At 35.2% G+C, this 13,023-nt stretch carries 10 protein-coding genes and 1 pseudogene; 3 read left to right on the top strand and 8 right to left on the bottom strand.

Features of this window, described 5'->3' with window-relative positions; translation table 11 throughout:
* Positions 1 to 9 precede the first annotated feature (9 nt).
* The 3 genes from IGI63_RS03445 to IGI63_RS03455 are packed head-to-tail and all read right to left on the bottom strand — an operon-like array spanning position 10 to position 3,561.
* Positions 10 to 561, bottom strand: a complete 552-nt coding sequence (locus IGI63_RS03445; RefSeq protein ID WP_002357217.1) for a hypothetical protein — start codon at positions 559 to 561, stop codon at positions 10 to 12.
* Complete coding sequence (locus tag IGI63_RS03450) at positions 554 to 913, bottom strand: peptidase (RefSeq protein WP_429975322.1); 360 nt, start codon at positions 911 to 913, stop codon at positions 554 to 556. The genes IGI63_RS03445 and IGI63_RS03450 overlap by 8 nt, the downstream gene beginning before the upstream one ends.
* Positions 889 to 3,561 carry a bacterial Ig-like domain-containing protein gene (locus IGI63_RS03455; protein ID WP_429975323.1) on the bottom strand — a complete coding sequence of 891 codons (2,673 nt, stop codon included), beginning with the start codon at positions 3,559 to 3,561 and terminating at the stop codon, positions 889 to 891. The genes IGI63_RS03450 and IGI63_RS03455 overlap by 25 nt, the downstream gene beginning before the upstream one ends.
* Before the next feature lie 227 nt (positions 3,562 to 3,788).
* Here IGI63_RS03455 and IGI63_RS03460 point away from each other — a divergent pair, with 227 nt between their 5' ends.
* Positions 3,789 to 5,246, top strand: coding sequence for a helix-turn-helix domain-containing protein (locus IGI63_RS03460; RefSeq protein ID WP_429975324.1), 1,458 nt, complete (start codon positions 3,789 to 3,791; stop codon positions 5,244 to 5,246).
* 108 nt (positions 5,247 to 5,354) lie between these two features.
* Positions 5,355 to 7,277 carry an FUSC family protein gene (locus tag IGI63_RS03465; protein ID WP_429975326.1) on the top strand — a complete coding sequence of 641 codons (1,923 nt, stop codon included), beginning with the start codon at positions 5,355 to 5,357 and terminating at the stop codon, positions 7,275 to 7,277.
* Between the two features lie 184 nt (positions 7,278 to 7,461).
* Here IGI63_RS03465 and larE read toward each other — a convergent pair whose 3' ends face one another.
* The 5 genes and pseudogenes from larE to IGI63_RS03490 form a co-directional block, all read right to left on the bottom strand.
* Positions 7,462 to 8,298: an ATP-dependent sacrificial sulfur transferase LarE gene (larE, locus tag IGI63_RS03470; protein ID WP_429975327.1), complete on the bottom strand. Its 837-nt coding sequence runs from the start codon at positions 8,296 to 8,298 to the stop codon at positions 7,462 to 7,464.
* A gap of 105 nt (positions 8,299 to 8,403) precedes the next feature.
* Positions 8,404 to 9,117, bottom strand: coding sequence for an ABC transporter ATP-binding protein (locus tag IGI63_RS03475; RefSeq protein WP_002361995.1), 714 nt, complete (start codon positions 9,115 to 9,117; stop codon positions 8,404 to 8,406).
* Between the two features lies 1 nt (position 9,118).
* A complete protein-coding gene (locus IGI63_RS03480; protein WP_002397408.1) occupies positions 9,119 to 9,904 on the bottom strand; it encodes an energy-coupling factor transporter transmembrane component T family protein in 786 nt (261 codons plus the stop codon).
* Positions 9,904 to 10,890 (bottom strand): cobalt transporter CbiM, encoded by a 987-nt coding sequence (gene cbiM, locus IGI63_RS03485; RefSeq protein WP_010717638.1) that lies wholly within the window; start codon positions 10,888 to 10,890, stop codon positions 9,904 to 9,906. The genes IGI63_RS03480 and cbiM overlap by 1 nt, the downstream gene beginning before the upstream one ends.
* A gap of 18 nt (positions 10,891 to 10,908) precedes the next feature.
* Positions 10,909 to 11,564 (bottom strand): annotated as a pseudogene (locus IGI63_RS03490) (Crp/Fnr family transcriptional regulator).
* Between the two features lie 159 nt (positions 11,565 to 11,723).
* Here IGI63_RS03490 and larA point away from each other — a divergent pair.
* Positions 11,724 to 12,998, top strand: a complete 1,275-nt coding sequence (gene larA, locus IGI63_RS03495) for a nickel-dependent lactate racemase (protein WP_002361999.1) — start codon at positions 11,724 to 11,726, stop codon at positions 12,996 to 12,998.
* The last annotated feature ends 25 nt before the right edge of the window (positions 12,999 to 13,023 follow it).

The following is a 13,023-nucleotide window of genomic DNA, read 5'->3' on the forward strand; positions in this document are numbered from 1 at the left end:
GTTAAATTCTTAGGCGGGTGCTCCATCGATGGCATTCCAGACGATGGTCCCAGAGTAGGTATTTGCAGCAATACTTTTAGGTATATTTAACGTTGCATTTAAATCGGCTGTCGTGACAGTGTCTGATAAACGGATATCACTTTTATCTAGCGAAATAATGGTTGAAGCATCTGTGGTTAAATCAACGCCCGTAAAGGTACCTTTTTCAGAAGATCCGTCAGGTTTTTTAGTGTCTAAATGAAGTGTCATTCCGTCTAAGCCAGTGACACCTTTTCCTTTATCTTCTAAATTCGCTGTCAGATACCAACCTGTATTCGTTGTCCCACGATTATCATTAATGATAAGTTGCGACTTGCTTTGATCTGGTTGCGTATGATCTTGGCCGTCTTTTGTCACCGTCCCAAAGTTAATTTGTGCTAATGGTGTAATGGTTAATCCGCCACCCAAAACCGACACATTCGCTGTGGTATTGGTATTATCAGCCGCATTCACAGTTTGTTGTCCAATTAAAAAAATCCCCGTTCCTAAAGTGACAGTTAAACCAATTATTTTTTTATTCATTATTTTTCCTCTTTTCTTTATAAAGTCCAACGATTAATGTACTTCCGAGTACCACGATTCCTAAAAGCGTCTCTTGAGACGTAATCTCGTTTGTTTTTGGTAAAAAATTAGGTTGTCCTCGTGAAGTTGGCATATCGTTAGTCTGCGGTATAAGCTCATTGGGATGCGGAACAATATCCTCACTCTCTTTCACTATTACCATGGCTTTTGTGCCAGCTTGTGCGTCAGTTGTCTTGTCTTCAGCTTGTGCTTGAATTGGCAAACCGAGAATAAAGGCAACAAACAATAAATCATAGATAAACCATTTCACAGTTATTCCCTCTTCCCTTACGGTGTTGCTTCTAAGTTCCAAATTAACTGAGCTTCATATTTATCAGCAGGTGTGACTTTTGAAATAGTTAATGTGGGCAATAATTGTAATTTCGTCAAAACTTTTTTATTTTTGATAGATTGGTTACTTACGCCAGCTACTAATTGTTGCTCATCGTTAACCATGATATTTTGCTCAGTTGTTACATAATCGACTGACTTTGGATTTAGCGTGAGATCAAGCCCTGCGTCTTTCCACGCTTGTGTTTTCTGATCATTTAAATTATAGGCTACTTCAAGCTGCCAGCCAGTTGTCCGATTAGGATCCCCCGTATCTTCAATGTTCATCTCACAACTTTTTAATGTCTGTGTTTGATCTTGGCCATTAAATTTTACGTTCTCAAAAGGCATTAGTTGTTCAGATAAGTGATAAAAGTCTAGACGATTAGAGTAATAGTAGGTCCAATCAACAGTAATACTTTTACTAAAACCTACTATTTTAGAGATATCATAAGTAATTTTATAGACACCCGCTACTTCATCGTTTACCTGATCAGGCGTATAGCGAATCGTTATCTTACTATAAGGAATGGACTGTCCATCATTATCTGTTGCACTATCAAAAAGACGTTTTGGATCGAAGGGCGTCCCCACAGAAAAGCTGTCGTTATGTGCACCAATATGAGCTGAAGAGGGAATGACTTCTAGTGCAGTCTGCGCCTCTAATCCTAGGTATTTATAATCAATTTCATATTTACCAACCACTTTTGTATCCACCGCATCTACTGGGACCTTTTGCTCTCCGTCCAGTTTATATATGGTGACACTTACGTCTCGAAAATCACCTTTTTTACCATCTGGTGTTTGTAGGCTAGTCACTTCACTTTCTGGTTGCCATTGAGTATATTGATAAATCGTATCTTGAGATTTAACTTTAATTTGCGCTTGATCAATGTGTACAGTTAAACTTTTCTCATTTGAGTAGCTTTTAGATGTATCATCAACATCAAGAATTCTAAATGTTAATGTGTAATCTCCTGAAGTTGGTAAAGCATCTGCTAAACAGTTAAAACTAACGCAATCATCTGTGACTGGTAAATTTTTTAAATCTTGCTCCCCAATTTTATGAAAATCAGTTTGGGCAGCACCTGAAATTTTTTCTTCAATCTGAACTTTTCTAGTTGTCGGAGCCTTAACGGTTAGTTCTACTGGTATCTTTTGTTGCGGGTGAAATGTTGTTTGACCTTTAACAAAAGCTGCCCTTTCTAAACTTGGCACTTGGTATGGATCTATTGTGACGCGCATATATGTTTTATCTGTGGGCTCTGAAGAATCCGTTCCTGGCGGATTGACTAACGGCAGCCCACAACCATCTTTGCCACTAAACAAATAAGTTGTTAACCCGTTTTGCTGTTGTGAAGAGACATTCACATTGGCCTTAGGATCAACTGTGTGAGTATGAAAATTAACTACGCGCGCAAACCGTTGAGCAACATACCCATCTGTCCAATTAAGCGGATTGTCTTGTCTTTGGTTCATCGTAAACTTTGGTGATAAAAACTCCCCTGGTAACATCGTTGTGCTTTCAGGTATTTCAGGATATTTAGAGGCATCTTGGGTATTGTAATTGGATAATGGATTGTCTTTATCACCGCTGTCCCATGGCGAGATATAAGAAGACCAAGTAGCCACTTTCCCGGTGATTCCAGTAATAATTTGATGATTCAAATTATTTGGATCTTGCTTTGCTGCTGCCGCTAAACTTGTCGCACGTAACCACATGTCTGCACTAGCCGTTACCATATTATGATTAACTGTATTCGTTGTATCTGAAAATCTACCCAATTCATACGTCCGGCCAAAAAAATCTGCCGATAACAAAAATTGATCACTCTCATTACCATCCGACAAAACATTTGATACAGGTAAGCGATGTTTCGTTAAACTTTTATTGAGGGAATAATCCTTCGAATCGCCATCTTTCATCAAAGTTGCCACATCTAAATCAAAATGAAGCTCAAATGTTATTTTAGTTTTATCAGGTTCATTACTCCAAATGTCATAAATTTTCCCAAGAGACAAATCAATAGAATCTCCACGTTCACAAAACATCACCTGATGCTCAGTATCAACCCCACTATAGTCTTGTTCGGGATCACCCCACCCTGGTGAACCATCTTCTGAAAAACCGTTAAACGTCCGCATTCCTTTTGTGTTGATGATTGATATTCGTGTATTTTTTTGTCCACTAATTGAATAAAAATTTTCTGGATTATCCGCATAAGCCTTGTCATAAGCCGCTTTAAAATTATCTGCACTTATATTTTCTGGTAAATGAAACATCAGACCATATTGCATCCCATCGGTATCGAAAGCAAGAGCAGTAATTTTTTGTGTATGAGAAGTGTCCACTGTTCCGGATAATTTTACGTGTAATTTTCCTCCAAATGATCCATCAGGACCACCACCATCGTCATGGCTTATCTCCATTCCATAAGGTAAATCAGTTCTCAAATCAATGGCTATCCCTCCCGCTTGATAGAGTGAAGCTGCCTCACATTCTTGAAAATGCACGCTCAAAAAACAAGAAATCGTTACCAATAGTAGACAAGAGTAAAAGAAATAAGCAATGCTTTTTTTTCTTTTGTAGGTTGGCATTTTAATTTTTAATTGTTCGTTGATTTTTTTCATTGCTTACTCACCTTGACCTTTTTTGGAATTAGAAACTAAATAATAATTATTCTAACTACTGCTAGCTTATCAACATTGAAATTGCTTTGCCACACACAATTAATGTATAAGGCTGTACATTAATTGTGATGGCCGCTTCTTATTGCGCTTGTGTTAACATATCAATACAAAAATTTAAAGAAAGTAGACTACAATGAACCTAAATTTTACTTTTGGAGGTCCATAACATGTTTCCATCCTACCTAACGAATGAGCTAGAAATTTTATTTTATATAGTGAAGCGAGCTCATACGTCATTAAATGAAATTTCTTCCAATTTAAAAATTTCAAAAAGAACGGTCAAGGAAAATCTGATAAAAATAAATCAAGAATTCGAGGATACTTATCAAATCCAACATTTTATTGTCTCTAACAATAATGGCATTGTTTGTGTAAATCCAGCGTACCGAAAAAGCGCGGTCGAATACGCCTACACGTTAAAACTCAATCTTTTAAAAAACAATGTACAATTTAATTATTGCGTACAATTAGTCACACATTCTTCCATTGATAAAAACGAATTAATTAAAGTTTTATATATTTCTGAACATTATCTGGTAAAAATCACGAAACAACTGAATAACTTTTTTAAAATTTTTGATATAGTAATCGTTAGTATTAAGGGTATTTATCAATTAACTGGCAATGAATTATCGATTCGAGTGTTTTCTTTCATTTTCCTACAAGATTCCTTTCAAGAATTGGCTTGGCCTTTTTCTAAAATAAGTCTTGAAGAAATAAAAAAAAGTCTACCCGATGAACTTCTTGAACGATCCTATAAAAATGTCCGAATGAAGAAAAGAGCGTTTTATATTTTATATGCGATATTTAAAACTAGAACAAGTGCACAAAACTTCTTAAAGATGCCGCACTCTAAAAAACTGCATTCTTTTTTTATTCTGATCAATCAATACAGTCATGTGACTTTATTTTTTCTTGAACACTCTTTCGCTGACATTCAATGCGAAACAAGAAAAACTGAAATTTTATACTTTAATTTTTTATCTCGCATTTTTATCCCTTATATCTTTTCGGAAAAGCAAACGAAACAAATAGAAAAATTATTTATAGAATCTAACCATCCTTATTGTGTCTTATCAAAAAAATTATTTAAGCAAGTAGCCTACTTACTGACAAATCAGCATGATTATCAATACGTTTACTATCTTTCTATTTTTAATGCTTGGTACTTTTTAACGGAGGGCAATTATTATACTTTTTTAACACTTTATTTACCGCAGCCAGAAATTTGTACTCCGTCAGATGTGGCATACTTTAATCGAATAAAAGGAACGGTGGCAAAATTAGTTCACCAAGAAACGCATTTAGAGTTACTCAGTCAACTGCTTTACACATTGTCTGTGTCCGAAAAAAAAGTACAAGTGAGAATCTATTTACAAATTATCAAAGATTTTTATGCAAGTTATTTTATTAAAACACGGTTATCCTCCTTATATAATACAAACGCAATCTCTATTACCGAAGACTTCACAAATGCGGATATCATCATCACAGATTCCTTCGAAAAAGCTACTTCTAATCAAGATATTTTCTACTTAGATTCCATTGAAAATGAAGAAAGTTGGCATGAGCTTACAGAATTTATTCAACAAAAATATATGGCTAAACTTAATGTTGGACTATAATTGTGAGTTTTCTTAAAAAGAGCAAATTTGAAAAAAAAAATTAGAGGTGTATACTAGCAGAGGAATAATTTTTTAGCTTCTAATAAATTTTTAAAGAAGGAATGTTTTGTGAAATTATCTATCAAAAAATTTTTTGAGGTCTTCTTAGAATCGTCTTGGGCGTATAGTCGTCCTATACTAACTTTTGATACAAGACAGAACTGGTTTGCTCTTGTTCTTAGTATCATTATTGCAAATGCTGTTGGTGCTGTTCTAACAATAGTCTTTCCTTTCGCTTTTGTTTTAGTAAATGTTGGTAGCTTTTTGGGCACTGTAATTTGTGTCTTACCACGACATAGCTCTCCACAAAGAAGTGCCATAAATGGTATTTTAATGATTTTTATTGGTGCCAGTCTGGGGATACTTTTACAGTCGTCAAGTATATTCATTATTTTATTATTCGTCCTTGGTTTGTATTTTTCAGGGATTGTGAGAAACTTTAGTATTGGTCTGTATATTCGATGTCTCTTTGGGACCATTTCTTTACTAGCTGGTGCGCAATTAAAAGGCAATTTGTCTATTGGTCAAACTTTTGAAGGTCTGGGTGCAATAATTTTAGGTATGTCCATCCTTTGTTTGTTCTATTGTCTTTATTCTAAGCCGCAAAATAATGAAGCACGAAAATTAGTAGCCGATTTATATGAACAATTATATTTATTAGCACAAGGAAAACCCGCACGCTATGTCCATTTCAGAATAAAAGTACGCGAATCTGTTGAAACAATGCCCTGGGTCAATCATCAAAAAACACCATGGATTTATCCCTTGGTTTCACAAGCAGATGCAATTGCAGGCTCGTTAGATTCAACCAATGCAGCTGAAAATCTTCCTGCTTTAAAAGCAATTCTACTCTTTTTAAAAGGAGAACAATTAACCCTGCCTCTTCAAGAATTTGCTTCAGCAAACACCGAAATAAAATCAGCAATCCTTTTGATACAAAACAAACAATCCTCTAAAAAAATCTCATTTAAATCTTTCTTACCCACAAAAGAAGGACTTGCAGAAGCCAAAGAGATCCTTCATTCTTACAAAGGCAGCTCTGCTAGATTCGCAATTCGTTTAGCTTTAACAGGTTTAGTGTGTCATTTTTGTTCGCTTATACTTAATTACATGTACCCTTTGCCTTTAGCTAATCACGAATTCTGGGTAGTTATTTCTGGTTGTTTGATGGTTATGCCAGGGTATCATGGTACACTCGGCAAAATCACTTCAAGAACTATTGGTTCTATTTTAGGTGGTTGTTTAGGCATCTTTTTGTCTCAATTAATTGCTAACTTAACAAACCTAAATCCTTTATGGCCAATGCTATTGTCTTGTTTGCTAGTTATATTGTATGAAACCGTCCGTAAATTAAGTCAAGCATTTCTAATGCTAAGTGTGACCACTTGGTTAACTTTCACATTAGGTGGTAGTTCTGCAGGCTATACAAGAGTTTTTGATGTAATTATTGGTGCGCTTATTGCTTTTGTTATGTTTTTTATTTTCCCAACATGGCATAGTCAAGTATTACGTAAAAATATCAATAGTTGGTCAAAAACGATCAGGTCTATTTTGCTAGCGTTAATCAATGAAGAGACCACGTTACCAAGTGATGCTTGGGTACTAGCTTATCGAGTACAACGTAGAGTAAACTATTCTATTCAAGAAATTGTTCTTGAATCTCCTATTTATAGTAACGATGCCTCTGCTGAAAGCTTAATGCAACAAAAACAACTAAATGATCAACTGTTGGAAATGCAAACTGCTATGGAAGAGCTTCTTTTAGAACTTATGAAAACACAACACTACTTAAAAAAATTAACGCCAGTTAGGCCAGACACACTAAACACTGAGTTATTTAACTATTCACAGCAAATACTTTCACTCACGAATCCCCAAAATAATCGACTAATCAACCAGTCCAAACAATCCATTTATTTTCCTCAAATTGAACAATCACTGGTAATCTTAAAAAATTCTACAGCTAATTTCTTTTTAGCAAATATCAAATGATTAAATAGACAATAAGCCTAGGAAAAATCCAAAGGGAATTTTTCCTAGGCTTAAAAGTTGATAAACTACTGGCATAGTAATCAATGAAAACAACCGACCTAATCGAGCAGAAAACTTGGTTTTTGTAACGGAATACCCCTGTCCTGACTCCGTTACACCGACTCAATTTTATAAACTTATCTGTCTAACATTCACAAAAAACTTTTTTTTCAGTTTCTGTGAGGATATCATTCATTCGACCAGATTTAAATCCTTCTAAGTCAAAAGTTACATAATTAAATCCTTGTTTTTTAAGATAATCTGCAATTTTTTCTCTGTTTTCTAATAACAGAGAAAGTTTGTCTTCTGGAATTTCAATCCGTGCTAAATCATGATGTGCTCTGACACGGACAATTGGAAAACCTATTTCCCGTAAATATTTTTCACTAGCAAATACTTGATCAATAGCTGAGCGTGTTAACTTAATGCCATAAGGAATTCTTGAAGCAATGCTACATGAGGCAACTTTACTCCAATTGGAAATACCTGCTTCTTTAGCAAGTTGACGTATTTCAATTTTATATAATTTAACTTGTTGTAACGGACTGATGACCCCTTCTTGATCTCTTGCTCTTAATCCAGGACGAAAGTCATTATTATCATCCATAATCATCCCATCGGCCAGAACATCAAATCCCTCTTTCTGAATAGCCGAACGAATAGTTTTATATAATAATTTTTTACTGTAGAACCAGCTATTAGGGTTATTTGCAACAATTCTATCATCCGCTAATTCGCTCATTTCAAGGCCTAACACATTTGCTCCCAATCCATTAGCTAAATCGACCGCTTTATCAAACTCATCATCAGAAAATAATTCTGAATTTACAACAACCGCAAGTACATTTTCAGCACCTAAAGTGTCCAAAGCTTTTTTTAGCAAGTAAGAGCTATCAATTCCACCTGAATATGCAACAGCCAACTTATCCATTTTTTGTAATTCGCGAACTAAATTTTGTTCTTTCGTTTTCATGACAGACATTTAAACCATCTCCTATTGATTTTCTTTTACATAATTAATTATAGACATCTCCACATTAGAAAAAATCACGATTCATAGTATCAATTATTGTCAATATTTGTACACTTAATACCGTTTTAAATGTTGTAACAAGTTAGCATTGGCTTCTATCTCTTCTTTTGAGTACCTTGTAACAGCCGAATCAAACAATAAAATGGAATCAGCTTCCTCGCAAATACTCAAATAGTCATGGGTGGAAAGGATAATTGTTTTACCAAGTTGATGCAGATTTTTTATTATCTTTTTAAATAATTTTTCCGATTCTTTTGTCAACCCAGCAAACGGCTCATCTAATAAATACACGTCTGGATTCATTACTAACAGACTAGCAAAAGCCACTTTTTTCTTTTCTCCTCCCGATAATTGATAAGGCACTTGATTGCTTAAATGGGTAATTTTTAATAAATTCAAACAATCATTAATTCTTTTTGCTGTTTCATGCTCGGATAGTTGGAGCTGTCTAGGGCCAAATGCCAATTCGTCATAAACTGTAGCATTAAATAATTGTGTGTCCGTCTCTTGAAATAATATACCCAAATGAGCATAATACTTTTTTTTATGAATAGGGTCTTTTTTCCAGGCCGTTAATGATTGTTCCATAAAATAAATCGTTCCCTCGGAAGGTTTTAAAAAACCTGCGAGCAAATTTAAAAAAGTGGATTTTCCACTGCCGTTATCTCCCATCAAAACCAGATATTCTCCTCTGGCTATTTCCAAATTACAAGGCGAAAAAACAGGCTTCGTTTGATAGCGATAAACCAAATGATTTACTCGATACATATTAGTTCCTCCCTAAATAAAGCAACCCCCCGAAAAATAAAAGATAGGCAATACTAACCAAAAAATCTTTCGTTTTTAATGGTTGCTTTACTCGATAATATTGACCAGTATATCCTCTTGCTTCCATCACCATGTCCAACTTTTTCCCATACGTAAAAGATTTTAAAGAGATAAGACTGATTAAATTACTACCCGTACTCAACTGGATATTCCCACCAACTGCTCTAGCTTCTACAGCGGCAAGCAGTTGGATTAAGAGATTTCCAAAGAAAAAGATATATTTAATCGTAATATCTAATTGTAAAAGTATTATATTCGGAAAATGAAAGATTTTTAATGCTGCTATAAATTGATTCATGTTGGTTGTTTCCATATATTGACTAATCACTATGGCTAAAAAAAACAAATGAACAATAAATAATAAACTAAATTGACCTAAAAAAAAGATCGGTAAATAGATAATCAGCGGCATCAAAATGAGGATACTAGCTTTTTTGACAATGTTTCGTAGAATAGTTGGTTTTTCAACTAAAAGTAACATGCCTAGGTAGATGCCTAAGAGCCACAAAACAAGAACTTTTTGTGTTGTGCTGATTAAAACAATTAGTAAAAAAGTACTGATCAGTTGAATTGCTGGGTGTATATCACTGAGAATAGTCTTATTGCGTTTCCCACTCACCTGAAATTTATTTAATAAAAAAAGGATTCCTTTTCGATTTTTAAGCATAAAGGTTTCTTTTTTATTAGGTTCAAAGGACGTGGAAGATTCTTTCATCCATTCAGGCATCAACTTTTCCTTCTTCCATTAAATAAACGAAAAATGAGTAAAAAAACGATTATGGCTGTTACGCCACTTAAAATATACCCAAGTGCTAATGGCAGTCCTGGAATAAAGTAATCACTGAAAAGTGCATGAAATGAAAAACCATTCACCATACCTTTTGGTTGTACCGCAGGCAAATGATTCTGTTTTAAATTCTTAACTAATTCAGATAAATCCCATTCACCCCAAGCGGTGGCATGATCAATCAAACCTAATGGACATAAAATTACCATGACCAATAACAGTCTCTTTAATCGCAACAACGGAGTCCTTTTCTTCTTTTCTTCGATAAAAATTGCATCTTTTGACACACTTTTTACAAAATTATAGACACACACGGTGAAGAGACCTTCAACAATTCCTATTACTAAAAGATGAACACTCATCATTGCTGGTATAGTTATAGAAAGACCATATGGGTTATAAAGTGGCGTACCATTCGCTTCATGGAATAGTAAGGGTTGGATACCTAGTAATACAGAAGTAGAAAATGCCGCCACATTTACACCAAGATACCCAGCTAAGAAAAGACCCATTGTTTCAAATTTTTTTACACGCGTAACTAGCTTATAAACTCCATATCCCACGAATGGCATCACAAACGCCATAGAAAAGGCGTTTGCACCAAAAGCTAATATACCACCATCACCAAATAAACAAGCCTGTAATAGTAAAGCCACCGAAACAGACAGCGTCGCGGCCCAAGGTCCCATCAATAATGCGATGAGAACAGCCCCAACAGCGTGCGCAGTTGTTCCACCAGGTACTGGCAAATTAAACATCATTATTAAAAATGACAAGGAGGAGGAAATCCCTAACATGGTCCCTGTATCTTTTTTTAATTTAATTTGAACGTCAACTTTTTTTACCGCGCGGTACCAGACAGGTACCATAATCGCGCCCATCACTGCGCAAGTTTGTGGGCTTAAATAATTTTCTGGAATATGCATGTTCGTCAGACTCCTATCTTATCGATCAATATAATCAGCTAAATAACTTTGATCGTAAATCACAATTTTTTGTTTTTTGATATCGATGACTTTTTCCTCTTTTAAATCATGGATAATTCGGTTTACGCTATTTCTCGTTGAAATCCCGCAAAACCCCGCAATATCCTCATTAGTTACTTGAAAATCAATTAATATTCCTTCCTCTGTCTGTACACCAAACAAATCAATTAATTGGTAAATAAAAGTACAAACAGCCCCTTTCTTACCATTCATTGTCATATTCTGTAAGGAACTAATACTCTCCGATAATTTTGCTCGGTAGTAATCCCGTACATAATCTTGAAGAACAGCATCTTCTCTAACATATTCCCAAAATACAGTCCTTGGTATCCGATAAAAGCTAGCCTCTTCCGACTCAATGCGGATATTAAAAGGAGCAGATGTATAATTTGATACTTCATCACGTAACAATGAAATAATGTCAGGAGACACAATATACGACAGATTAAATTCTCGTCCATCCTTTAAAATAATACTCGTCTTAACGACCCCTTTCTTTAATACATAGGTGTACGCTTCCTCCAATCCATGATAAGCGAGATAAGTATGGCGTTTTTTTTGATAATCGGCGTCTTCTTTCTATCTAAGAAAGCTGTAAGATAATCTGACTCCATAATTGTCACTCCTTTGACTAAGTTTCTGTTTGATTCGTTAACTATTATAAACACTCTCACCAACCTTTTGTTAGCAAATGTTACCCACAATAAGGACTGTGTGATTTCTAAATTTCATTATACTTAGTCTCGTAAAATATTACTTAGGAGATGATTGCTATGGTAGAAATTAACCTACCTTATGACAAGAAAATGATTACTGCAAGAATTCCCGATAAAAATTTTATTGGGCTTCTCGAATCAAAAGCTGAACATTTTTCAAATCCATATACTGAGAAAGAAACAGTCGAAAAATCGCTGGACAATCCTATTGGAAGCCTTCCATTAGAAGAATTAGCTAAGGGTAAAAAAGACATTGTCCTCATTAGTTCCGATCACACACGTCCCGTTCCTTCACATATTATCACCCCAATTATTTTGCGTAGAATTCGTTCAGTGAACAAAACAGCTAGAATCCGGATTTTAGTTGCTACAGGCTTTCATCGCCCTTCTACACGAGAAGAACTGATTAGCAAATATGGTAAAGCGATTGTAGAGAATGAAGAAATCGTTATGCATATCTCTACTGATGATTCCTCAATGGTCAAAATCGGTCAACTACCTTCAGGGGGCGATTGTATCATTAATCGCATTGCAGCAGAAGCAGATTTACTGCTGGCCGAAGGGTTTATTGAATCACACTTTTTTGCAGGATTTTCTGGTGGACGTAAATCTGTTTTACCTGGAATTGCTTCTTATAAAACCATCATGGCTAACCATTCTGGAGAATTTATTGATTCCTCCAACTCACGGACAGGAAATTTAACGGATAATCCGATTCATAATGATATGGTCTACGCTGCCGCTAAAGCGAATCTAGCTTTTATTGTTAATGTCGTTTTAGATGGTGACAAAAAAATTATTGGTTCCTTCGCAGGTGATATGGTTGAAGCGCATAAAGTTGGTTGTAACTTTGTAAAAGAAATTGCCCGTGTCAAAAAAATACCTTGCGACATTGCGGTTTCAACGAATGGCGGATTTCCACTTGATCAAAACATTTATCAAGCAGTTAAAGGGATGACCGCTGCAGAAGCAACCAATAAAGACGGCGGTGTCATTATTATGGTCGCTGGTTGTCGTGATGGTCACGGTGGTGAAGGTTTTTATGAAAATATTGCCAATGTTAAAAATCCAAACGAATTTTTAGAAGCAGCCATCCATACACCACGATTAGAAACCGTGCCAGATCAATGGACTTCGCAAATTTTAGCGCGAATTTTAGTTCATCATCATATAATTTTTGTTTCAGATCTTGTTGATCCTGAGCTTATCACTTCGATGCATATGGAAATAGCAAAAACGTTTGATGAAGCGTTAGAGCGAGCATTTGAAAGAGAAGGTCTAAATGCAAAAGTGACTGTGATTCGAGATGGCTTGTCTGTCATTGTAGAATAATGATCCTTGAGAAATCAGGAATAAG

Source organism: Enterococcus sp. DIV0086 (assembly GCF_050498705.1).
Classification (GTDB): Bacteria; Bacillota; Bacilli; order Lactobacillales; family Enterococcaceae; genus Enterococcus; species Enterococcus faecalis.